22 protein-coding genes are annotated in these 21,512 nt (G+C 58.1%); 9 read left to right on the top strand and 13 right to left on the bottom strand.

Annotation, left to right across the window (positions count from 1 at the left end):
* The first annotated feature begins 2 nt into the window (after positions 1–2).
* The 3 genes from BR41_RS24245 (at position 3) to BR41_RS15700 (ending at position 2,438) form a co-directional block, all read left to right on the top strand.
* The gene (locus BR41_RS24245; protein WP_156970744.1) at positions 3–539 is read left to right on the top strand and encodes a hypothetical protein; all 537 of its coding nucleotides are present in this window, start codon (positions 3–5) and stop codon (positions 537–539) included.
* A gap of 490 nt (positions 540–1,029) precedes the next feature.
* Complete coding sequence (locus BR41_RS15705) at positions 1,030–1,281, top strand: MafI family immunity protein (RefSeq protein WP_035058712.1); 252 nt, start codon at positions 1,030–1,032, stop codon at positions 1,279–1,281.
* A gap of 164 nt (positions 1,282–1,445) precedes the next feature.
* Positions 1,446–2,438: a cytochrome-c peroxidase gene (locus tag BR41_RS15700; protein ID WP_084187261.1), complete on the top strand. Its 993-nt coding sequence runs from the start codon at positions 1,446–1,448 to the stop codon at positions 2,436–2,438.
* Positions 2,439–2,487: 49 nt separating this feature from the next.
* Here the strand turns inward: BR41_RS15700 and BR41_RS15695 are convergent, their stop codons facing one another.
* The 3 genes from BR41_RS15695 to phbB all read right to left on the bottom strand — a co-directional run bounded on the left by BR41_RS15695 (position 2,488) and on the right by phbB (position 4,050).
* Positions 2,488–2,880, bottom strand: coding sequence for a type II toxin-antitoxin system VapC family toxin (locus BR41_RS15695; protein WP_211251774.1), 393 nt, complete (start codon positions 2,878–2,880; stop codon positions 2,488–2,490).
* Between the two features lie 11 nt (positions 2,881–2,891).
* Entirely contained in the window at positions 2,892–3,185 is a 294-nt protein-coding gene (locus BR41_RS15690; RefSeq protein ID WP_035058709.1) for an antitoxin, read from the bottom strand.
* A gap of 130 nt (positions 3,186–3,315) precedes the next feature.
* Positions 3,316–4,050: an acetoacetyl-CoA reductase gene (phbB, locus tag BR41_RS15685; RefSeq protein ID WP_035058708.1), complete on the bottom strand. Its 735-nt coding sequence runs from the start codon at positions 4,048–4,050 to the stop codon at positions 3,316–3,318.
* A 150-nt stretch (positions 4,051–4,200) separates the two neighbouring features.
* Between phbB and BR41_RS15680 the strand changes: the two genes are divergently transcribed.
* The 6 genes from BR41_RS15680 (at position 4,201) to BR41_RS15655 (ending at position 11,314) form a co-directional block, all read left to right on the top strand.
* Complete coding sequence (locus tag BR41_RS15680; RefSeq protein ID WP_084187259.1) at positions 4,201–5,136, top strand: SDR family NAD(P)-dependent oxidoreductase; 936 nt, start codon at positions 4,201–4,203, stop codon at positions 5,134–5,136.
* A gap of 115 nt (positions 5,137–5,251) precedes the next feature.
* A complete protein-coding gene (gene pyrG / locus BR41_RS15675; RefSeq protein ID WP_035058707.1) occupies positions 5,252–6,904 on the top strand; it encodes a CTP synthase in 1,653 nt (550 codons plus the stop codon).
* 78 nt (positions 6,905–6,982) lie between these two features.
* Positions 6,983–7,834, top strand: coding sequence for a 3-deoxy-8-phosphooctulonate synthase (gene kdsA, locus BR41_RS15670; RefSeq protein WP_035058706.1), 852 nt, complete (start codon positions 6,983–6,985; stop codon positions 7,832–7,834).
* A gap of 84 nt (positions 7,835–7,918) precedes the next feature.
* The gene (gene eno, locus BR41_RS15665; protein ID WP_035058705.1) at positions 7,919–9,214 is read left to right on the top strand and encodes a phosphopyruvate hydratase; all 1,296 of its coding nucleotides are present in this window, start codon (positions 7,919–7,921) and stop codon (positions 9,212–9,214) included.
* Positions 9,215–9,352: 138 nt separating this feature from the next.
* Complete coding sequence (ftsB, locus tag BR41_RS15660) at positions 9,353–9,697, top strand: cell division protein FtsB (protein ID WP_035058700.1); 345 nt, start codon at positions 9,353–9,355, stop codon at positions 9,695–9,697.
* A 123-nt stretch (positions 9,698–9,820) separates the two neighbouring features.
* Positions 9,821–11,314, top strand: a complete 1,494-nt coding sequence (locus BR41_RS15655) for an aminotransferase-like domain-containing protein (protein ID WP_051711105.1) — start codon at positions 9,821–9,823, stop codon at positions 11,312–11,314.
* Between the two features lie 5 nt (positions 11,315–11,319).
* On the opposite strand, the gene BR41_RS15650 is transcribed toward BR41_RS15655, so the two are convergent.
* From BR41_RS15650 to BR41_RS15605, 10 genes are all read right to left on the bottom strand, one after another.
* Positions 11,320–11,607 (bottom strand): hypothetical protein, encoded by a 288-nt coding sequence (locus BR41_RS15650; protein WP_035058695.1) that lies wholly within the window; start codon positions 11,605–11,607, stop codon positions 11,320–11,322.
* A 158-nt stretch (positions 11,608–11,765) separates the two neighbouring features.
* On the bottom strand, positions 11,766–12,059 hold the full coding sequence (locus tag BR41_RS15645) for a DUF2917 domain-containing protein (protein ID WP_035058694.1): 294 nt from the start codon (positions 12,057–12,059) through the stop codon (positions 11,766–11,768).
* Positions 12,060–12,220: 161 nt separating this feature from the next.
* Positions 12,221–14,155, bottom strand: a complete 1,935-nt coding sequence (gene mnmC, locus BR41_RS15640) for a bifunctional tRNA (5-methylaminomethyl-2-thiouridine)(34)-methyltransferase MnmC2/FAD-dependent 5-carboxymethylaminomethyl-2-thiouridine(34) oxidoreductase MnmC1 (protein ID WP_051711103.1) — start codon at positions 14,153–14,155, stop codon at positions 12,221–12,223.
* 156 nt (positions 14,156–14,311) lie between these two features.
* A complete protein-coding gene (locus tag BR41_RS15635; RefSeq protein ID WP_051711101.1) occupies positions 14,312–15,523 on the bottom strand; it encodes an MFS transporter in 1,212 nt (403 codons plus the stop codon).
* Between the two features lie 64 nt (positions 15,524–15,587).
* A complete protein-coding gene (locus BR41_RS15630) occupies positions 15,588–16,256 on the bottom strand; it encodes a ceramidase domain-containing protein (protein WP_035058693.1) in 669 nt (222 codons plus the stop codon).
* A gap of 52 nt (positions 16,257–16,308) precedes the next feature.
* On the bottom strand, positions 16,309–17,121 hold the full coding sequence (locus tag BR41_RS15625) for a polysaccharide deacetylase family protein (protein WP_084187257.1): 813 nt from the start codon (positions 17,119–17,121) through the stop codon (positions 16,309–16,311).
* Positions 17,122–17,205: 84 nt separating this feature from the next.
* A complete protein-coding gene (lysS, locus tag BR41_RS15620) occupies positions 17,206–18,720 on the bottom strand; it encodes a lysine--tRNA ligase (protein WP_035058688.1) in 1,515 nt (504 codons plus the stop codon).
* A 50-nt stretch (positions 18,721–18,770) separates the two neighbouring features.
* Entirely contained in the window at positions 18,771–19,226 is a 456-nt protein-coding gene (locus BR41_RS15615) for an Ivy family c-type lysozyme inhibitor (protein ID WP_035058687.1), read from the bottom strand.
* Positions 19,227–19,228: 2 nt separating this feature from the next.
* Positions 19,229–20,332 carry a peptide chain release factor 2 gene (gene prfB / locus BR41_RS15610; protein WP_035058686.1) on the bottom strand — a complete coding sequence of 368 codons (1,104 nt, stop codon included), beginning with the start codon at positions 20,330–20,332 and terminating at the stop codon, positions 19,229–19,231.
* 55 nt (positions 20,333–20,387) lie between these two features.
* Positions 20,388–21,488, bottom strand: coding sequence for a response regulator (locus BR41_RS15605; protein WP_035058685.1), 1,101 nt, complete (start codon positions 21,486–21,488; stop codon positions 20,388–20,390).
* Between the last annotated feature and the right edge of the window lie 24 nt (positions 21,489–21,512).

Genomic DNA, 21,512 nt, shown 5'->3' with positions numbered 1-21,512 from the left:
CGATGGTTTCATTGTTTCGAATTGGTCACTACAGCGAGCTTAAGGTGTGGGATGGGTGCTCTCCTATTCCTGAGTTTGTCTATAGCCAGCAGATTCATAAAAGCTTTGAATTTGGTGGTCATTCAGCGCCAATCTTGGGTGGAAGGGTGGTTGTGGCTGAGGTGTATATGCCAAAAGGGCCAAGAGTTGTTTATGGGTTACTTGGCTGTCAATTTGTACCCAATTTGACTGGTCAATTGACTGTTTGGATTTCCTTGGGAGATTCTGATTTAAGGGCGTATGCAGACGCACGGTGTAATGGTGTTGAGCCAATTCATCTAGGTATCCCTGTTGAGTTTTTAGATGCTATTGTGTCCGGGGTTGATGCTGCGTTGAAGCTTGGTGATGCCATTTCCGGCGAGCTGACATTTTGTTTTGGTGCATTTGGTGTGTCCAGTTCAAATTCATCTGTGTTTCAATCACTGGCTAATTTTTTACTTCAGATGGTGTTGGGAAAAGAGCTGGTTTACGATACGGCATCGTTGCAAATTTTTGAATGAAAAAATAGTCATGTGGTGCGAGTCGTTTGACCCGCGAAAAGCGAGCTCCAATTGCCAGGTAGATTGAAGTTTGCGGCTATGTCTAATGGCTAACCCACACTACGGTGTACGCATTCCAGTATTTGGGCTGGCATTATCACCTCATGATTCCGTGCATATCTCCAAATGCAAATGAAGCTGCTAACAAAATGGGGGGTCACTGGGTTTTTGTTGGTCGTTTCCGGCCTTTCAGTATCCGGTGAATTGACACCTGAACAGCCCGTAGGGCGCAATCCTCGCAGGGTATTGCGCCGCAGCTTCCGAGCTATGGCTTGCTGCGCTGGGCCTCAATTGATTAATTCCATCCTCTACTCATTTTTTGGGGTAAGACATATTCCCGGCTGAGTGGATTGATGAGAATAATATTGGATTATTACGAGACTGAGGTGCGGCGTAATGCCCTGCAGGGATTGCGCCCTGCGAACTGCCTTTCCCAAATAAAGGAGCTTATATGCTGTCAAATGATGAGGTTGAATCGTGCCTGATTGAGCTATTGCCAAAATTTAGTGGGCGCTTGCCTGATAGAGATTTGGAGAATGCACGCGACTTAATCGAGCATAGAGAATGGGGGGTCGGTTTGGAATTGCTATGCACCCAGTTGGACGAAAATGATGTTGTGTTAAGCGCAGATGTCATATCTGTGCTGGGCGCTATAGCTGGCAAACTAAATGTGGATATCTCTTATTTGAAAGCCAGTCTTTAGCCATATAGAACGGTTCGTTTGACTCGCAAAGAACAGTGCTCAATTAGCACATGCACTGAATTTGCGGGTTACGCTTAACGGATAATCCGCGTTGCGTTACACGCATTCCATTTTTTGTGGCTGGTATCATCACCTCATGATTCCGAGCATATCTCTAGGTGCAAATGAAGTTGCTAACAACATGGATGCTCGCTGGGTTTTTATTGGCCGCTTCCGGTCTTTCAATATCTGGTGAATTGACACCAGAACAAAACCTCGGCCGCAAGCTCTTTCTTGATGTTCGCATCAGCAGCAACGGCCTAGTTGCCTGTGCAACTTGTCACCAACCAGATCACGCATTCAGCGATGGAAAGGCGACCTCAATCGGTGCCGGATTGGTTGCCGGATCAAGAAAAAGCCCGTCACTGCTGGATGTAGGCTCCGCTAAAGCCCTGTTCTGGGATGGCCGGCAAACCAGCTTGCTGGCACAGGTTTTCGATCCGCTTACTAATCCGTTCGAGCACGGTTTCGAGAATGAACGGCAAGTGATTGATCGGGTTCGATCCTTGCCGGATTTGGCCGCTGATTTTCAAAAGGTTTACGGCGCTGGCTCGATTGATAAGCAGAAGATTGCATCGGCCATCGTCGCGTATGAACGGACGCTGCGCTCGCCCGAAACGGCGTTTGATCGATTTCTCGCTGGCGATCAAACCGCGCTGGATGCCGCGCAACGCCGTGGTTATCAGTTGTTCACCGGCTTGGCGGCTTGTGTGCAGTGCCATCAAATCAACGGGACTACGCCAAGGCTGACAGATGATGCCTTCCATGCGCTTGGCGTGGCCGGCGTGGACATTCAGCGAAATATCAAAACGGTGATCGATCGGGCAGAGCGGGCCAGGAAAAGCGGCACGCTTGGGCGCTTGATATTCAGCGATATAGAAGTGGCGGAATTGGGACGTTACCTGGCGACTGGTAATCCGGCTGATCTTGCAGCGTTCAAGACACCTTCGTTACGGCAGGTCGGCAAGTTGGCCCCCTATATGCACAACGGCGGCGTAGCGAGGCTGGAAGAAGCGATTTCTCGTGAGGCCTACTACCGCTCTACACAGGAGAACAAACCGTTCTTTTTGACCCCGGATGAAATTGCCGATATTGCGGCGTTTTTGCGGGCGCTTTGATCTTCCTGAGTTTTGGCGCTCACGCGCTCGGTTCCTCCGCGATACCTCACTACACCCAATTCGCCAGAATCAGGGGAGCTTCGATCCGCTCGTAATGGCGGCTGTTGTTGGTGACCAGTACCGCGCCGGCAGATAGCGAGTGTGCGGCGATCATCATATCCAGCTCGCCAATCGGTTGCCCGGTGCTGACAAGCTGATGGCGGATTTCGGCGTACCAGTCCGCCGCTTCGACATCCCACGGCAGGATGTGAACAATCTTGAGAAACTGGCGCACCGCGAGGTGCAGGCGATGGTCGGCAGGCAAACGTTTCAGACCATATTGCAACTCGGCCCGGGTCATCACCGAGATACAAACCATTGATGGCACGAGCGCAGCCAGCCTGGTTTCTATGGCGGGAGACTTTCCCTTGATGAGGTAGCTTGCCGTGTCGGTGTCCAGCATGTGCAGCATCGTTAGCGGCCCGCCTTCAGGTCTTGCGGAAGTTCGTCATCAAAGAGGCCGCGCTCTTGCGGTGGCACGTTCAGCGGTCGGTCGGCCATGAAGTCGGTAGGCACATCGACTGCATGCAGCAACTCGAAGAACGCATTCCAGGTGTTGGCGCCAGGCCGGGTCGACAGCACGACATCGCCTGTCGCGTCATCTCGCGTGACATATACCTCGTCACCCTCAAAGCGGAATTCAGCCGGAAGGCGGACTGCCTGGCTGGCCCCGTTCTTGAACAGCTTTGCAACACGTGTTTCGATCATCTTGATGCTCCCAGTGGAATCAGAAAGTATATTCAATAGTATATATTTTCTTTCACTGGATTCATTGGATATGGAAACAAAAACGGCACTGTGCGAACAGTGCCGTTTTTGTTGCAGCAAAACCCGAAGGTTAGTGCATGTGTTGCCCGCCGTTGATGGCGAGGTTGGCGCCAGTCATGAAACCAGCAAGGTCAGACGACAGATAGGTGATCAGCGCGGCGATTTCTTCCGGTTTGCCAAGACGGCTGACCGGAATGCCGGAGATGATCTTGTTGCGGACATCTTCCGGCACCGCCATCACCATGTCAGTGGCGATGTAGCCCGGGCTGATGGTGTTGACCGTGACGCCTTTCTTGGCCACTTCCTGCGCCAGCGCCATGGTGAAACCATGCATACCGGCCTTGGCTGCCGAGTAGTTGGTCTGGCCGAACTGGCCTTTCTGGCCGTTGATCGATGAAATGTTGATCACTCGGCCCCAGCCACGGTCTGCCATGCCATCGACGAACTGCTTGGTGACATTGAAGATGGAATCGAGGTTGGTTTTGATCACTGCATCCCAGTTCACCTTGTCCAGCTTCTTGAAGCTGGCATCACGGGTGATCCCGGCGTTATTGACGAGTACATCGACAGGGCCGACATCGGCAGTGATTTGCGCGGCCAGGGCCACGCAAGCGTCATAGTCGGTCACATCGCATTGATAGGCGCGGAAGGTGTAGCCAGCTTCCTTGGCATCCGCCAGCCATTGGACTTCGCGGCCGGGTTTGGAATAGGTGGTGACCACCGAAAAGCCGGCATCCGCCAATTGCTTGCAGATTGCCGTACCAATGCCACCCATGCCGCCAGTAATGAGCGCCACTTTAGCCATCTTGTTTCATCCTATGTTGTATGTTTCACGAACGAGTCAGTTGTGGTAATTGACTTCCGGGGCGGATCATATTTGCAACCTCTGTAAAGTTGCAACTTGCGCTCCGTGCTAGTGTTGTAGCCGTCTCCACGTTCAGAAGCAAATCCTAAGATGTCTGTAAGTACGCATATTTCAGCCTCCGCCCAAGGTCAAATACCACGCCGCATTGCCGGGCGCGCCGCCGATCGGACCATCCTGATCAGTGGCTGCTCATCCGGTATCGGCTACGCCGTCGCACATGGCCTGGCCCGCGCGGGATGGCGTGTTTTTGCCACCGCACGCAATGTGGATGACGTTGTCAGTTTGCAGGCAGAAGGGTTGGAGGCGTTGCAACTCGATGTGGCTGATCCTGCCAGCATCAGCCGCTGTGTTGCTGAGGTGCTTGAGCGCACCGGCGGAACGCTCAATGCACTGTTCAACAACGCTGGCTTCGGCCTGCCGGGCGCGGTGGAGGATTTGAGCCGCGATGCGATACGGCACCAGTTTGAAACCAATGTATTCGGCACGCTGGAATTGACCAATGCCGTGCTGCCGGTGATGCGCCAGCAAGGCCACGGTCGGGTGTTGATCAACAGCTCAGTGCTGGGCTTTGCCGCGATGCCTTATCGCGGCGCATACAACGCCAGCAAATTTGCGCTGGAAGGGCTCGCCGATACGTTACGGCAAGAGTTGGCGGGCAGCGGCATTCACGCTGTCTTGATCGAGCCAGGCCCGATTACCAGCCGTTTTCGCGCCAATGCGCAGGCGCAATTCGAGCGCTGGATCGAAGAGGCACCGAGTTTTCATGCGCCGTCCTACGCGGCGATGCGGGAAAGATTGGCCAAGGTCGGCCCCGCCGCGCCATTCACGTTGCCGCCAGAAGCCGTGCTCAAAGCCGTGATTTGCGCGTTGGAGACCCGCCGTCCGGCAGCTCGCTATCGTGTAACGGTGCCGACGCAACTGTTCTGGTATCTCAAGCGTTTGCTGCCGACATGCCTGCTCGATCGCCTATTGCTCGCGGCTAGCGGCGACGAACCGGGCGTTGCCTACGGTCGGAAAAAGGGTTGAGGGCGGGCAAATTTGGCAGTTTGAGCCGATACGCACGAAATACGCCTGCGTGTCCAGAATTGAGGGGAGCGCTGCGCTCGGCTAGAATACGGGATTCAAACCGCACCAAATTGCCATGACCAAGTACATCTTCGTTACCGGCGGCGTTGTCTCCTCACTCGGGAAAGGCATCGCCGCCGCGTCACTTGCGGCTATCCTCGAATCACGTGGCCTCAAGGTCACCATGATGAAACTCGATCCGTACATCAACGTCGACCCGGGCACCATGAGCCCGATGCAGCACGGCGAGGTGTTCGTGACCGAGGACGGCGCGGAAACCGACCTCGACCTCGGCCACTACGAGCGCTTCATCCAGTCGAAGATGAAGAAAGCCAACAACTTCACCACCGGCCAGATCTACGAATCCGTCATCAAGCGCGAGCGCCGTGGCGATTATCTTGGCAAGACCGTGCAGGTGATCCCGCACATTACCGACGAAATCCGCGCATTCATCGATCTGGGCGCCAACGGTGCCGAGCTGGCCGTGATCGAAATCGGCGGCACGGTCGGCGATATCGAATCGTTGCCATTCCTCGAAGCAATCCGCCAGATGGGCGTGTTGCTGGGCCGCGAAAATACCTGTTTCGTCCATCTCTCCTACGTGCCGTATATCGCCGCTGCCGGCGAAATCAAGACCAAGCCGACCCAGCACAGCGTGAAAGAACTGCGCGAAATCGGTATCCAGCCCGATGTGTTGATCTGTCGCGCGGACCGCATGGTGCCGGATGAAGAGCGCCGCAAGATTGCGCTGTTCACCAACGTGGCCGAGAAAGCCGTCGTGTCCTGCCCGGACATGGACAGCATCTACAAGATTCCGCGCGTGCTCTCCGAGCAAGGCATCGATGACATCATCGCCAAGCAGCTGCATCTCGATCTGCCTAAAGCCAACCTCGCGGTATGGGACAAGATCGTCGACGCGATCGATAACCCGGCGCAGACCGTCAACGTGGCCATGGTCGGTAAATATGTCGATCTGACCGAGTCGTACAAGTCGCTGATCGAAGCGCTCAAGCACGCCGGCATCCATACCGACAGCGAAGTGAAGATTCATTACGTCGATTCCGAAGTGCTCGAAACCGAAGGCACATCCAGCATCGAAGGCATGGATGCGATCCTGGTGCCGGGCGGCTTTGGCAAGCGTGGCGTGGAAGGCAAGATTCGTGCGGTCAAGTTTGCCCGCGAAAACAATATTCCTTACCTCGGCATCTGTCTGGGCATGCAGATCGCGCTGATCGAATATGCGCGTGACGTTGCTGGCATGCCGGGCGCGAACTCGACCGAGTTCGATCTGGAAACCAACTACCCTGTCGTGGCATTGATCGATGAGTGGGTGAACCACGACGGCAAGGTCGAAACCCGTGATGCCAACTCGAATATGGGCGGCACCATGCGTCTGGGCGGGCAGTTGTGCAATCTGGAGCCGGGCAGTCTCGCCGCGAACATTTACGGCGCCCCCTCCATCACCGAGCGTCATCGCCATCGCTATGAAGTGAACAACTACTATCTGCCGCGTTTGCAGGAAGCCGGGCTCAAGATCAGTGGCCGGTCGGCCGGTGCCGAGCAACTGGTGGAAACCGTCGAGCTGCCGAACCATCGCTGGTTCTTCGCCTGCCAGTTCCACCCGGAATTCACCTCCACGCCGCGCGATGGTCACCCGTTGTTCAAGTCCTACATCGAAGCTGCCATCGCATATGCGAAGGAACACGGCCGCGAAGGGCTGAGCTGCTGATTCTCTGTGAGGGGAGAGGAGTGAGGGGTTAAAACCTTCACCTCACACCTCGCTCCTCACACCTCACGGAGTAAACCGATGAAACTTTGCGGATTTGAAGCTGGGCTGGATAAGCCGTTTTTCCTGATCGCCGGCCCGTGCGTGATCGAAGGCGAGCAGTTCTCGATCGACGTCGCTGGTCAGCTCAAGGAAATCACGACTGAGCTTGGCATCAACTTCATTTTCAAATCGAGCTTCGACAAGGCCAATCGCTCATCCGGCAAGTCGTTTCGCGGCTTCGGCATGGATGAAGGTCTGCGCATTCTGGCCAAGGTGAAGGAACAGCTCGGTGTGCCGGTGCTGACGGATATTCACGACATTGACCAGATCAAGCCGGTTTCCGAAGTGGTCGATGTGCTGCAAACGCCAGCCTTTCTGTGCCGCCAGACCGATTTCATCCGCGCCTGCGCCCAATCGGGCCGGCCGGTGAACATCAAAAAGGGCCAATTCCTTGCTCCTGGCGATATGAAGAACGTGTTGGATAAAGCCCGCGAAGCCGCGCGCGAAGCCGGCCTGTCGGATGACGTCTTCATGGCATGTGAGCGTGGCGCGAGCTTTGGCTACAACAATCTCGTGTCCGATATGCGTTCGCTGGCGATCATGCGTGAGACGAATTGCCCGGTCGTTTTCGATGCCACGCATTCGGTGCAATTGCCAGGCGGGCAGGGTGACAAGTCGGGCGGTCAGCGCGAATTCGTGCCGGTGTTGGCGCGTGCAGCGGTCGCCGTCGGCATCGCTGGCTTGTTTGCCGAAACCCACCCGGACCCGGCTTGTGCCAAGTCCGACGGCCCGAACGCATGGCCACTGGGCAGGATGCGCGAATTGCTGACCACGCTGCAGGCACTGGACAAAGTGACCAAGGCCAACGGCTTTATCGAGCAGTCCTTGTAATTTCCAGCCGCCAGACTTCGTTGTCTGGCGGTTTTTCGTTTCCGAGTCTGTTTCAAACCAATCAACCACAGAGGTGTAGCAACAATGAGCGCAATCGTTGAAGTCATCGCCCGCGAGATCCTGGATTCCCGCGGCAACCCGACCGTTGAAGCCGATGTTTTGCTCGAATCCGGCGTAATGGGCCGTGCAGCTGTGCCATCCGGCGCGTCCACTGGCGAGCGGGAAGCGCTGGAACTGCGCGACGGCGACAAGAGCCGTTACCTCGGCAAGGGCGTGCTCAAGGCCGTCGAAAACATCAACACCGAAATCGTTGAAGCGATCATCGGTCTGGATGCAGCCGATCAAGCCTTCATCGACAAGACCATGATCGATCTGGATGGCACCGAAGATAAGGGCCGCCTGGGCGCGAACGCGATCCTCGCCGTGTCGATGGCTGTTGCCAAGGCTGCTGCTGATGAAGCTGGCCTGCCGCTGTACCGCTACGTGGGCGGCTCTGGCCCGATGGCGCTGCCGGTGCCGATGATGAACGTGATCAACGGTGGCGAGCACGCTTCCAACAGCCTGGATTTCCAAGAGCTGATGATCGTGCCGGCCGGCGCACCGACCTTCCGTGAAGCGCTGCGTTACGGCGCGGAAATCTTCCACACGCTGAAGAAAATCCTGCACGACAAGCATCTGCCGACCCAAGTGGGCGACGAAGGCGGTTTCGCGCCGGACGTGGCAAACGCCGAAGAAGCGCTGGACATGCTGGTGCAAGCGGTCGAGAAGGCGGGCTACAAAGTCGGCGAACAAATCTACTTTGCCCTCGACTGCGCGGCTTCCGAGTTCTTCGACAAGGAAACCGGCAAGTACGTGTACAAGAAGAGCGACAAGCGCGAGCTGACTTCCGCTCAACAGGTCGACTACCTCGAAAGCCTCGCCAACAAGTACCCGATCATCTCGATCGAAGACGGCATGGGTGAGCGTGACTGGGACGGTTGGAAACTGTTGACCGAACGCTTGGGCGACCGCGTGCAACTGGTGGGCGACGATCTGTTCGTCACCAACAGCAAGATCCTGGCTGAAGGCATCAAGCGCGGCATCTGCAACTCGATCCTGATCAAGGTCAACCAGATCGGCTCGCTGACCGAAACCCTGCAAGCAGTTGATCTGGCCAAGCGTCATGGCTACACCTCGGTAATGAGCCATCGCTCGGGCGAAACCGAAGACAGCACCATCGCCGATCTGGCCGTTGCCACCAACTGCATGCAGATCAAGACCGGTTCGCTGTCCCGTTCCGACCGTATCGCCAAGTACAACCAGATTCTGCGGATCGAGGAAGAGCTGGGCGATGCAGCTGTGTACCCGGGTATCGAAGCGTTCTATCAGATCAAGAAGTAAGGCTTGTGCCTTACGTGGAATTTGACCGTCTGCTTTGTTCCACAACAAGCTGCATCGGTCGTTCATTGATCAGAAAGCTGTAGTAACATCCAAAGCCGGAGCCGCAAGGTTCCGGCTTTTTACATCACCTCCAAATTCATGCGCATTCTCGCTATTGTTCTCGCCCTGATGATTGCCTTGCTCCAATGGCCGCTGTGGATTGGCAAAGGCAGTTGGCTGCGTGTCTGGCAGCTCGATCAGGAACTGGCCGCCAAGCGGGCCCAGAACGACAAACTGAAAGAGCGCAACGGCGCATTGAGCGCGGAAGTGCTCGATCTGAAAACCGGCTCTGATGCCATTGAAGAACGCGCACGCAATGAGCTCGGCATGATCCGGCCCGACGAAGTGTTCTTCCAGGTGCTGGATGCGCGTCGGGTTGCTTCGGCTGCCAGTGGCGTTGCCTTGGCTTCTGCTCCTGCCGCCAGCACAACGGCCAGTCGCTAATCGCTAATCGCCAAACTGTATTGCCGTATTGGCATTCCTCGCATAAATACCTGCTGTAATCCCTAGCTGTTATGCTCATTCGGCCCGGTTATAGTCTGACGATCCGTCAGCGAGAGCCGTGCCATGTCCGATTTCGCCACCCCGCGCCGCAAGGCCGATACGCTTTATTTCCAGCTTGCTGAAGAATTGGCGCAAGCGATTGCCAGTGGATTGCTCAAGCGCGGTGAAAAGCTGCCATCGATTCGCAAGCTATCCACCCAGCGGCAGGTGAGCCTCTCCACGGTGATGGAGGCATATCGCGAACTGGAAGACCGTGGGCTGATCGAGGCCCGACCGCAGAGCGGTTTCTACGTTTGTAACGCGGCGCAACTCTTCAAGGCGCCAGCACTTACCCAGCCACCGTCAGCCCCGCGTGAAGTGGTCACGCCTGCTGCGCTCTGGCCTTACCACGCCAGCGACATCCACAAGCTCAAGGTCGATTTCGGTTTCGCCGTGTTGTCACCAGAGCTGTTCCCGATCCAGCAGTTGCAGCGCTTGCTGGCACAGATCACCCGCTACCAACCGCGCATTCTGGCCGAGTACGGCAAGCCGCCCGGCGATATGGAGCTGCGTCGGCATATCGCCCGCCGCGCGTTGGCTTGGGGTGGGCATTTCGAAGCTGAAGACGTACTGATTACCCACGGCTGTATCGAGGCGCTCAATCTGTGCTTGCGTGCGGTCACCAAGCCGGGTGACGTGGTCGCCATCGAATCGCCGACCTACTTTGGCTTGCTGCAGATTCTGGAGAGCTTTCAGCTCAAGGCGCTGGAAATCCCGACCCACCCCCAAACCGGCATCTCCATCGAGGCGCTGGAACTGGCGACCCGCAATGATCAGGTCAAAGCCTGTCTACTGATCCCCAATTTCTCCAATCCCCTCGGCAGCCTGATGCCGGACGAGAACAAGAAGCGCCTGGTCGAGCTGCTTGCCAGCCGCGATATCCCGCTGATCGAAGACGACATCTACGGCGAGTTCTATCGGCACGGTAACCGGCCTCGGCCGGCGAAGGCATTCGATACCAGCGACAACGTCATGCTGTGTTCATCGTTCACCAAGGTGCTGGCACCGGGGATGCGGATCGGCTGGGTGGTGGGCGGGAAATGGACGCGTGCCATCGAGAAGCTCAAGTTCATCAATACGTATTCGACACCATTGCACTCGCAACAGACGATTTCGCGCTTCCTGGAAAACGGCGGCTACGACCATCATCTGCGCCGCTTGCGGCGTGCAGTGGCGGAACAGGTGGACGGCGCAGTTGATGCAATCCGCCGCTATTTTCCGGCGGATACGCGGCTCAATGTGCCGCAGGGTGGCTTTGCGCTTTGGGTTGAACTGCCGGAGGCCATCAACACGCGTGAGCTGCTGGATCTGGCTTTGGTGGAAGGCATCAGCTTTGCACCGGGCGAGTTGTTCTCCCCCAGCCATAGCTATCAAAACTGTATGCGCATCTGCTGCGTTGAGGCTTGGACGACCAAGCACGAACGGGCCATCCAGCGTTTGGGCGAGTTTTGCCAACAGTTGCTCGATCGGGGTCGGGCACCGGATCGCGTGCAGAGCGCAGCACAGCCGATCGGGTAATTCACTTAGTAGTTCGATACGCTGAGCTGAGCGTCATCATCTTCGCTAAAGCGCATGACGACTTCGCAACTGGCGGGGCCGTGGTACTGCAGCTCTGTACATCGCGGTGAGTACGACATCATGCAGGGCGGGGTCTGCTGGGTTTCATCCAGCATGATGACGTCGAAGCGCGGCCCGCACAGTGAATCGAGTGCGAATTTCAGGCTGGCCAGGTCTTCAATCAATGCGGCGTGAGCGACAGGCAGGAGGAGGCTGGTCAGAAAGGCCAGGCGGGTACTGAAAGGACGAAACATAAGGCACCTCTCTTGGCAGAGGCGGCCGGTCACACCGGTCGGGTACGGAGCCTGTCTTCGGTGTTTCCTTCGTTCTGGGCTCGCATCTTACAGTCATAGCGCATGACAGTTGAATGTGTGACCCGGTCCCGCCTTTCGAGTTTCCCGTCTGTCGGAGATCAGCCCGGCGAGGGGCGCAGGCGGCTGGAAAGTGCCAACAGACGGCGTCTCTCGCGGTGCTTCGGCAGCGTGGGTTCGCCGGTCAGCACACTGTGCTTCGAAACCGTAAATTGCGCGATGGTTACCGCTTCGAGCACCACGCGGCCAGTTGAGACGAGCCGATAGCGCTCGCCACCGCGCAAAATCACATCATCGCCATCATCGGTCAGCCAGAGCAGGCCGCGCTCACAGCAAATCCACAGACCTTTGGCGTTATCCAGACTCATCAACTGCTTGGGGGCAAACAGGGGCATGGCGGCTCTCCGGGCTGTGGTGGAATAGACACCAGCATACGGGGCGTGCCACGGCGGGGTTAGCTGCAAACTGTACTGCTTATTGGAATGACAAATACATCACTTTTGAAACTGTAATGGTCGATTGAGTGAAAAACTGTTGTTCATCGTCAGAGATCGGTTTATTCGCCGTCATCTTCGTCACCATCGGCTACCGGCAATTTCTCTGGCACGTACGCTTCATCTCGCCGTAGCGCCCGTAGCAGGAAACGCCCGGGGTCGATGGCATGTAGCAGCTTTTGCTCGACCGGCATCGGTTCGCCACTGAGCTGGCAGGCAATGATTTCGCCCCCCAGGCTAGCCCAGGTCAGTCCGCGTGCGCCGTAGCCCACGGCAGCGTACAGCCCGGCTTGGCGCGGCAATTGTCTGGGTTGGTGGCAGCGCGGGTAGGCGGCGTGGTAGCGCTCGGGAATTGCGCCGATCAATGGCATCCGGTCGAGCGTGTTCGGACGGCGGCAGGCACGACTGTGGGTCAGTGCAATGGTTTGTGTGTCGAGATCGGGGAATAGCGTAGCCAACATGGCGCGATTGTTAGCTTCTGCCTCATCCATGTTCCCGTTGAAGGCTGCCGCGCCGATGATGCGATCACCCTGATAAGCGCCGGTCAAGTAAGCGAGCCCGGTAACGCTATGCTGTGGCAGCGTATCGATCGCCTTGATTCTGCTCGCAACGCGCCAGCTATCCCAAATGGCCAGCTCGCTGGCTTGCGTGAGCGTAGTCGCCGCAGTCGCGTTGGCCAATACCACCACTGGCGCTTCGGCCACCACATTGCCCCTCTCATCAAACACTTGCCAGCCCGATTCCGTTGGCAGCAGCTTGGTAATCGTAACGCCATAGCGGGCATCGACAGATGAGCCCGCCGCATCGAGCCATGCCTTGCAGACGCTGGCCGGATTGACCCATGCGCCACGTTCAAACCACCAGCCGCCCTGTTTGGTGCGCGTGCCAAGCAATCGGCTTGTGGCTGGCTGATCGAGGAACTGCACCAGTTCAGGCGGCCAGTTGCCTTGCTCGACCAGCTTCGCCATCAGTGCTTCTTGCTCAGCGTGCTTGGCGACTTGCAGGATGCCATCCATGCTGAAGCCAGCTATGCCATTCAGTGCCGATAGTCTGTGCAGCATGAACTCGCTGCCGGCGCGGGATAGCCGGGCGAGCAAGTTGTCATCCAGCGCACAGCAGGCGTGCATCAGACCGACATGGTTGCCGGATGAGCCGGTGGCAGGTGCATCCGCAGCATCCAGTAGGGTAATGCGCCAGCCACGCTTGGCGAGCCGTTCCGTCACGGCACAGCCGGCCAAGCCAGCGCCAATTACGATAGCGTGCCGCTCGCCTGAGTAACGGGGAGGTTGGCGTGGTTCGCGCCCGATACGGCCAAGCAGCATTTGCCGCTTGCCGCCGAAGCCCGGTGCTTTTTCGACCGCAAAACCCGCTTCGGTTAGTCCGGTGCGAACAGTTCCGGCTACGGTGTAGGTCGCCAGGGTCGTTTCGCAATGACTAAGTCGCCACAGCAGGCGGAATACGTAGGGTGACCACAGATCGGGGTTCTTGGCGGGGGAGAAGCCATCCAGATAGATGGCATCGGCGCGCGCTTGCAGCTCGGGCAGCATGGTGTTGGCGCTGCCAAACAGTAGCGTGAGGATGACTTGACCACCAGCCAGCTCTAGCCGGTGAAATCCTTGGGTGAGTAGCGGCCAGTTGGCGAGCAGCTCCGCGGACAAATCAGCGAATTGCGGATAGTGCGCGTGCAACAAGGCCAGATCATCTCGGCGAAATGGCCGCTGCTCGACTGAGACGAAATGGAGTTGCGCACAAGCGTTTGGATCATCCCGCCATGCTTGCCACGTAACGAGGAAGTTAAGCCCCTCACCAAAGCCGGTTTCGACAATGGTGAAAGTCTCTTTGCCCTGCCATCGCTTGGGTAAATCATTGCCTGCCAGAAAGACGGTTTGCGCCTGACCGAGTGCGCCATCGGTCGAGTGGTAAACGTCGTCGTAATCGGCCGAGTAGGGGATGCCGGCGTCGGTCAGAAGCAGCTGGGCTGGGATGATCGAGTTCAAGGTCTAGGCTGGTGGCGCAAAACCTCGATTCTAGAAGATTCTCAGAGCCGCTAACAAAATCCAGCGTAGCGGTCCTGGCTAGGCGCGCCGACGCAGACAGTACAAGTCGTACGGCAAGGAGGCGCAACGCCGCCAGGAGGATTTTGGTAGTGGCTCTTACGTTTCACTGCGCAAGAATGCGGCTTTGACCCACAAGAACAGCAAGCCAGCCATGAGGCAGACTGCCGCGAACCAGATATTGCCGAAGCTGAGATAGCCGAACTTCACCAATTCGATGCCCACGGAATAGATCAGCAAGCTCGCCATACCGAGCGACGCGGAGACCGTTCCTTTGCTCACGTCGCTGGAAAACAGCGCCAGTCGATAGAGTCCGGCCCCAATCAAGCCCAGGCCGTAGGCGTATACCGCTGTGCCGGCAATGAGCCAGCCCCAGCCATGTTCTTGCCACAGCACACCCAGATTGATCAGCAAGCCGGTGAGCAAGGGGATCGAACCCAGGCCGATCAACCGGGCAACCGGTACTCGTTCGGTAAAGCGGGCCAAGGTGAGGTTGCCGCCAATCAGTGCAGCAAAGATCGGGATTTGCCAGAGGCCGAAATCAAGTGCGCTCATGCCGTTGCGCGTCATCAACACGACGGGCGATTGTCCGATCCAGGCGAGCAATGGAATGCCCGACAGCGATACCGAGAGCATACCCAGCAGGAACCGCCGGTTGCTGAATACCGTGCGGTAATCGCGCCACATGCCCGCGAGACTCAAGCGCCCGCCGGTGCATGGGGCGGTTTCCGGCATATTGCGGATGATGCCAATCAGCGAAATGGCGGCGATGGTCGCGACCAGCACGAAGATGCTGCGCCACGGAAAGACCGTGATCATCATTGCGCCCAGCAACGGGCCGAGTAATGGCGCAACCAGCGCCACATTGGCCATCAAGGCGGTGACACGAATCGCAGCGCTTTCTGCGAAGGCTTCCTGCACGGCGGCGTAGCCGACCGCGACCACGAAACACAAGCCAAAGCCCTGAATGAAACGCAGGCCGAGGAAGGTACCGATATGACCAGAAAGCAAAATGGCGAGGCTGGAAAGCACAAACAGCACCACCCCGGTCAACATCACTGGCCGCCGGCCAACTCGATCCGACAAAGGCCCGAGCAGCCATTGCAGCGCGGCACCGCCGGCCAGATAGGCGGACATGCCGGTGGGCACCCAGGCTTCGCCCGCGCCGAATTCGCGCACCACGTTGGGCATGGCGGGCAGGATCATGTCGTTGGCGATGTAGGTCGAAAATTCGAACAGCACCAAGGACAGCGGGAACAGCAGTGTGGCCCAGCTCAGGCGCTGGATCGGGGAGAAGGTGGTCGATGACATGGTAATGAGTCGCTACCGAGAAGCGGCAGCGCAGGCAAACCGCTAGTTTCCGGGTTTACGCGATTCAATGCCAGGTACGTATTGCCAATGCCCGCAAGCGCAGCAACGCGACCGCCAGTCCGCCCAGCAAGAGCGCATTCAAGAGATGCCACATGAAATGCGTTCCAAGCGGCCATACAGGGCACCAGGCGGCGTCTACCGAACGCAGGCAAAGCGAGACGGTAAACAACAGCCAGCCGCGAAATAGCGCGCGAGCCATGTCCGGTGCGACTCGCCGATGCGCCAGCCCAAGCAGGCCCAGCGCGAGCCAGGTCGGCATGTAGAACACCGAGCCGTTCCAGGTGTCGGCCGGCAGATTGAGCAGGAGCAGCTGATTGCCCAATTGGTAGGCTGCCCAGCCGGCGAAGACTTCAAACCAGCGCCAGCGCAGGCCATAGGCGAGGGCGGTGACCAGATAAACGTTGATGAACAACAAGATGGGAATCGTATCGAGCCAGATGGCCCAAGGCGTAGCGAATGCGTGCCAGAGACTGCTGCCGATGCCGATGGCGAACATCAGCGTGATCAGTAGGGCGATGACCCAACCGCGTCGAAGGTCAAGTTCGGATTTGCGCCACACATGCAGCACATACAGCGCGGCCAGAATGAAGGCGAGATTCGTTGCGGTGTTGAGCGGCTCGGCCCATGCTCCAGCAGCCGTGCGCTCGCAATAGTGGTCAAGGTAGGTTGTCATGGCCCAAGTTTAGCGGGCTGAAGATGACGGCCACATGACAACCGGATTGGCCTCAGGGCCAGCTTTGGCGCGAATAAACAACTTGCTTGCTGCGCTGGATGGCCGCTTGCTCCGCAGCTTTTCCGTCGGTGTAGAACGGCGGTGACGCCAGTGGCAGGCCGACTTTGCCAGCTTCCTCGACCAGGATCTGCAGGTATTCGGTCATGTGTGCTGCCGTGTAGTCATTGGTATCGTGGAAGGTCACGACCACGGGAATGACGCCGTCGACACCCGACAATTTTTGCGCCTCAATGGCGGTCTTGGCTTGGGTCAGCTCCGCATTCATGTGCGAGCGGCGGCGCAGGCTCATGTGCCAGCCGTAGATCTTGCCATCGCGCGCATTTACATCGGTCAGCAACATGCCCAGACCCAGTTTGCGATATACGGCCTGCGTAGCCGGGCTGTATTCCCAATCCGGTGGGCGAACCAGTTTGGCTGCCTCGCCGCATTGCGCAGCGATATCTTGCTGGCCGGAAATCAACGACATTTCCAGTTCATCGGCGCTCAAATGCGTATGCGGCACATGTCCGGCTGCCAACCCGCTATGCACCGCCAACCGGTGGCCAGAGGCGCAGGATGCACGCATCTGGGCCTTGCCGGCTTCGCTGCCGCCGCGAATCGGGTGGGCTGTTTGCACGAAGAAAATCGCCTTGATGCCGGGCGTCACCGGGTTGTCGGCTAGCTGTTTGACGATGAGCGGCGTGCTGCCGGTTGTGCCGGTATCCGGGCCGTCGTCAAAGGTAAGCAGGAAACGGACAGGTAACTGGTCAGCGGCCAATGTGGTGTTGCAGAGGCAGGCGAGGAGGAGGCAAAACAGGTAACGCATCGCGGCGGCCAATCTTGATGGGTTGCTAGGACTGGAATGACAAGGGCCAGCTAGTGCTGGCCCTGTGAGGATGATCGATCGTTGTTACGACAGATCTTCGCGGCGCATCTGCGGGAACAGGATCACGTCGCGAATGCTTGGCGAGTCGGTCAGCAACATCACCAGACGATCGATACCGATACCGCAGCCACCCGTCGGGGGCAGGCCGTATTCCAATGCACGGATGTAGTCAGCATCGAAGTGCATGGCTTCGTCGTCGCCCTTGTCCTTCAGATCGACCTGCGCCTGGAAGCGGGCAGCTTGGTCTTCCGGGTCGTTCAACTCCGAGTAGCCATTGGCGTGCTCGCGGCCGACCATGAACAGTTCGAAACGCTCGGTGATACCCGCGTTGTTGTCGTTGGCACGGGCCAGCGGCGAGACTTCGGCCGGGTAGTCGATGATGAAGGTCGGCTCCCACAGCTTTTCTTCGGTCGTCTCGTCGAACAGGCTCAATTGCAGTCCGCCCAGACCGTCGGTCAACACTGGTTTGCCACCGAGGCGAGCGATTTCGGCCTTGAGGAAGGCGCGGTCGTTCAGTTGTTCTTCGGTGTAGTGCGGGTTGTAGTGGCGGATGGCTTGGGTGATCGTGAAGCGCGCAAATGGCTTGGACAGATCGACCGGCTTGCCTTGGTATTCGACCACGGTACGGCCGAGCACTTCCTGCGCGGCGTAACGGATCACGCCTTCGGTCAGATCGATCATGCGATGGTAGTCGGCGTAGGCCTCGTAGAACTCCATCATCGTGAACTCGGGGTTGTGGCGCGTGCTCATCCCCTCGTTGCGGAAATTGCGGTTGATCTCGAATACGCGTTCCATGCCACCAACGACCAGACGCTTGAGATACAGCTCCGGCGCAACGCGCAGGAATAGCGGCATGTCGAGCGCGTTGTGGTGCGTGACGAACGGCTTGGCCGTGGCGCCGCCGGGGATCGGGTGCATCATCGGCGTTTCGACTTCGAGATAGCGCTCGCCCACCATGAACTCACGAATCTTCTGCACGATCTGGCTGCGCTTGATGAAGGTGTCGCGGCTCTGTTCGTTGGTGATCAGGTCGACATAACGCTGGCGATACTTCTGTTCCTGATCCGCGAGGCCGTGAAACTTGTCTGGCAGCGGGCGCAGGCTCTTGGTCAGCAGGCGCAGCTCGGTCACTTGTACCGACAACTCACCAGTCTTGGTCTTCATCAGCGTGCCGCGTGCAGCAACGATGTCACCCATGTCCCAGGTCTTGAACGCGGCGTAGACATCTTCGCCAACGCTATCGCGGCTGACATAAAACTGGATACGACCACTGCTATCTTGCACGGTCGCGAAGCTGGCCTTGCCCATGACGCGCTTGAGCATCATCCGGCCAGCCACACTGACGGTGACTGCCTTGGCTTCCAGCTCGTCCTTGTCGGTTTCGCCGTATTTGGCGTGCAAGTCAGCGGCCAGATGCTCGCGCTTGAAGTCGTTCGGGAAAGCCGGGCCTTTCTCGCGCAGCGCGGCCAGCTTGGCGCGGCGCTCGGCCATGATCTGGTTTTCGTCTTGTTGTACGACTTGTTCTTGTTGATCGCTCATGAATGCAAATCCGTGGTGAATCTCAGTGTTGTCGGGACGGCGGCGGGTGATTACCAATCCGGGGTTTCGGCCAGCTTCTTTTGCAGTACTTCTTTCTGGGCTGCATCCGGTTTGCCGAGCCAGGTTAATTTGGCATGGGTGCGTCTAGGTACGCTACCGCTATAACGGTCAGGGATGCTTACGCTCAATGCCACGACGCTATCTCCGGTTTTTGCGAACAGCGCATAGACAAGGTTATTACCGCAATTGTGTGTCTTGCAGGTGTTGGCCAGCCAGTACTCTTTGCCATCGATGGTCTGCGACGAGGCCGGAGAGGATGGGCCGCCGCCTTGTTTGAGCCAAAGCGGGGCACGCGAGCCCAGCGCTTTTTTCCATGCGACGGAGTTTTGCTTGGCAAGGTCGTATAGGTACGGGCCCTTTGGGGTGGGCGCGGCATCGGCAGCCACGCCGGACATCATGGTTCCGGCGAGTAAAGTAGCGAGCAGCGACGCGGTTATGCGTTGCATGGTTAGACCCCTTGCTTGAGGCTGGCCTCGATAAAGCCATCCAGATCGCCGTCCATGACACCCTTGAGGTTGCCTACTTCATAGCTGGTGCGCAGATCCTTGATGCGGCTTTGGTCGAAGACGTAGGAGCGGATCTGGTGGCCCCAGCCGATGTCGGATTTGCCGGCTTCGAGCGATTGCTGGGCCTCCATGCGCTTGCGCAATTCCAGCTCATACAACTTGGCGCGGAGCATTTGCCAGGCTTCGTCGCGGTTGCGGTGTTGCGAGCGGTCATTTTGGCACTGCACGACGATGCCGGTCGGCGCGTGGGTCAGGCGGATGGCGGAGTCGGTCTTGTTGATGTGCTGACCACCCGCGCCAGAGGCACGGAAGGTGTCGGTGCGCACGTCGGCCGGGTTGATTTCGATCTCGATCGAGTCATCGACTTCCGGGTAGACGAACACCGAGCAGAATGAGGTGTGGCGGCGGGCGTTCGAATCGAATGGCGACACACGCACCAAACGATGCACGCCGGTTTCGGTGCGCAGGAAGCCGAATGCGTATTCGCCGGTCAGCTTGATGGTGGCGCTGGTGATGCCGGCTACTTCACCTTCGGATTCTTCCAGCACTTCGACATTGAAGCCCTTGCGCTCGCCATAGCGGATATACATCCGCAGCAGCATGCCGGCCCAATCTTGCGCTTCAGTGCCACCCGCGCCGGACTGGATGTCGATGAAGCAGGCGTTCGGGTCCATCGGGTTGCTGAACATGCGGCGGAATTCGAGCTTGGCGATCTTGGCTTCGAGCGCTTGCGCGTCATCGTCGATCGCGGCGCAGGTGTCGAAGTCGCTTTCGGAGCGCGCCATCTCGAACAGTTCCTTGGCATCCGCCGCGCCGTTGGCGACGTCATCCAGCACAACGACCACGTCTTCGAGCGCTTTGCGTTCGCGGCCGATGTCCTGGGCTTTTTTCGGGTCGTTCCAGATGTCCGGATCTTCGGAAAGCCGCACGACTTCTTCCAGCCGGTCACGCTTGCCGGGGTAGTCGAGATAGCGCTTCAACTCGTCGGCGCGCTTGGCGAGGTCGCTCAAATGGTTGTCGATCTGGTTAAGCTGTTCGGCTTCCATTACGGTCTGTTCAAGTCGGAAAACCGAGCATTATACCTGATCGCGCCCACGCTCATCAGTCGGGGTGTTGCCGAGCGATCACCTCGAGTTTGTCCGGGATCGCGAGCAAGGCATCCAGGATGTCAGGATCGAACGCCGTGCCACGGCAGAGGGACATGATTTCCAGCGCATCCTCCTGCGTGTGGGAAGGGCGCCACGGCCGATCGGACGTCAGCGCGTCATACACATCCACCACCGCGACGAGCCGTGCCGCGAACGGGATGGCTTCGCCGGCCAGACGATCCGGGTAGCCGCTGCCATCCCAGCGTTCGTGATGGCGATAGGCCATTTCTTCTGCCACGCGCAGAAAACTGGTTCGCGTACCGAGTTGTCGTTCAACGGTGAGGATCACTTCGCGTCCGTCCAGCGTGTGGTGCTGCACCGTGGCGCGCTCGGCATCGGTCAGTTCGGAGGGTTTCTTCAGGATGGTGTTCGGGACCGCCACCATGCCGATGTCGTAAAGCGCGGCCGATTTGAACAGCAGATCGATTTGATCCGCCGCCAATTCATGGGCGAAGCGCGGGTGATCCTGCAGCTGCCAGGCCACGGCGGCGACATAGTTTTGCCGGCGCTGGATGGGGGCGTGGCGTTGGCCCATGCCGATCTGCGCCAGCGAAGCCATGGCAAGCAAGGTGGCATCCTGCATGGCCACCAGCTGCCGGGTGCGCTCCTTGACCAGATGTTCCAGATGCTGGTTCTGATCCTGCAGCAGCGCCTGGGCGTGCTTGAGCCGGATATGCGTCTCGACCCGGGAGAACAGGATGGGCGGGCTGATCGGTTTGACGATGTAATCGACCGCGCCGAGTTTGAAGCCCAGTTCTTCGTCTTGAACCTCGGATTTGGCGGTGAGGAAGATGATGGGAATGCCACGCGTGCATTCATCCAGTTTCAGCAGCCGGCAACATTCGTAGCCATCCATCTCCGGCATCATGATGTCGAGCAGGATCAGGTCGATGTCCGGGTCTTGCTGCACGGCCTGCAAGGCGTTGACGCCGTTGGTGGCCACCTTGACCCGGTAATGGGTTTTCAAGAGGCCATTGAGCAAGGCCAGATTGTCTGGCGTGTCGTCGACGATCAGTACGGTGCTTTTCTGCTTGAAATCCAGCGGGTTGGCCATTGTTTTCCCCTTGTTCCGATCCTT

This window comes from Andreprevotia chitinilytica DSM 18519 (genome assembly GCF_000711875.1).
In the GTDB taxonomy this organism is placed as follows: Bacteria; Pseudomonadota; Gammaproteobacteria; order Burkholderiales; family Chitinibacteraceae; genus Andreprevotia; species Andreprevotia chitinilytica.
The sequence above is the reverse complement of the archived record's forward strand: the minus strand, read 5'-3'. Positions and strand labels throughout refer to the sequence as shown.

Excerpts from the sequence above, each read along its gene's own strand:
- BR41_RS24245 (WP_156970744.1), top strand. The coding sequence starts at position 3 with ATGGTTTCATTGTTTCGAATTGGTCACTACAGCGAGCTTAAGGTGTGG.
- BR41_RS15705 (WP_035058712.1), top strand. The coding sequence starts at position 1,030 with ATGCTGTCAAATGATGAGGTTGAATCGTGCCTGATTGAGCTATTGCCA.
- BR41_RS15700 (WP_084187261.1), top strand. The coding sequence starts at position 1,446 with ATGAAGTTGCTAACAACATGGATGCTCGCTGGGTTTTTATTGGCCGCT.
- BR41_RS15695 (WP_211251774.1), bottom strand. The coding sequence starts at position 2,880 with ATGCTGGACACCGACACGGCAAGCTACCTCATCAAGGGAAAGTCTCCC.
- BR41_RS15690 (WP_035058709.1), bottom strand. The coding sequence starts at position 3,185 with ATGATCGAAACACGTGTTGCAAAGCTGTTCAAGAACGGGGCCAGCCAG.
- phbB (WP_035058708.1), bottom strand. The coding sequence starts at position 4,050 with ATGGCTAAAGTGGCGCTCATTACTGGCGGCATGGGTGGCATTGGTACG.
- BR41_RS15680 (WP_084187259.1), top strand. The coding sequence starts at position 4,201 with ATGTCTGTAAGTACGCATATTTCAGCCTCCGCCCAAGGTCAAATACCA.
- pyrG (WP_035058707.1), top strand. The coding sequence starts at position 5,252 with ATGACCAAGTACATCTTCGTTACCGGCGGCGTTGTCTCCTCACTCGGG.
- kdsA (WP_035058706.1), top strand. The coding sequence starts at position 6,983 with ATGAAACTTTGCGGATTTGAAGCTGGGCTGGATAAGCCGTTTTTCCTG.
- eno (WP_035058705.1), top strand. The coding sequence starts at position 7,919 with ATGAGCGCAATCGTTGAAGTCATCGCCCGCGAGATCCTGGATTCCCGC.
- ftsB (WP_035058700.1), top strand. The coding sequence starts at position 9,353 with ATGCGCATTCTCGCTATTGTTCTCGCCCTGATGATTGCCTTGCTCCAA.
- BR41_RS15655 (WP_051711105.1), top strand. The coding sequence starts at position 9,821 with ATGTCCGATTTCGCCACCCCGCGCCGCAAGGCCGATACGCTTTATTTC.
- BR41_RS15650 (WP_035058695.1), bottom strand. The coding sequence starts at position 11,607 with ATGTTTCGTCCTTTCAGTACCCGCCTGGCCTTTCTGACCAGCCTCCTC.
- BR41_RS15645 (WP_035058694.1), bottom strand. The coding sequence starts at position 12,059 with ATGCCCCTGTTTGCCCCCAAGCAGTTGATGAGTCTGGATAACGCCAAA.
- BR41_RS15635 (WP_051711101.1), bottom strand. The coding sequence starts at position 15,523 with ATGTCATCGACCACCTTCTCCCCGATCCAGCGCCTGAGCTGGGCCACA.
- BR41_RS15630 (WP_035058693.1), bottom strand. The coding sequence starts at position 16,256 with ATGACAACCTACCTTGACCACTATTGCGAGCGCACGGCTGCTGGAGCA.
- BR41_RS15625 (WP_084187257.1), bottom strand. The coding sequence starts at position 17,121 with ATGCGTTACCTGTTTTGCCTCCTCCTCGCCTGCCTCTGCAACACCACA.
- lysS (WP_035058688.1), bottom strand. The coding sequence starts at position 18,720 with ATGAGCGATCAACAAGAACAAGTCGTACAACAAGACGAAAACCAGATC.
- BR41_RS15615 (WP_035058687.1), bottom strand. The coding sequence starts at position 19,226 with ATGCAACGCATAACCGCGTCGCTGCTCGCTACTTTACTCGCCGGAACC.
- prfB (WP_035058686.1), bottom strand. The coding sequence starts at position 20,332 with ATGGAAGCCGAACAGCTTAACCAGATCGACAACCATTTGAGCGACCTC.
- BR41_RS15605 (WP_035058685.1), bottom strand. The coding sequence starts at position 21,488 with ATGGCCAACCCGCTGGATTTCAAGCAGAAAAGCACCGTACTGATCGTC.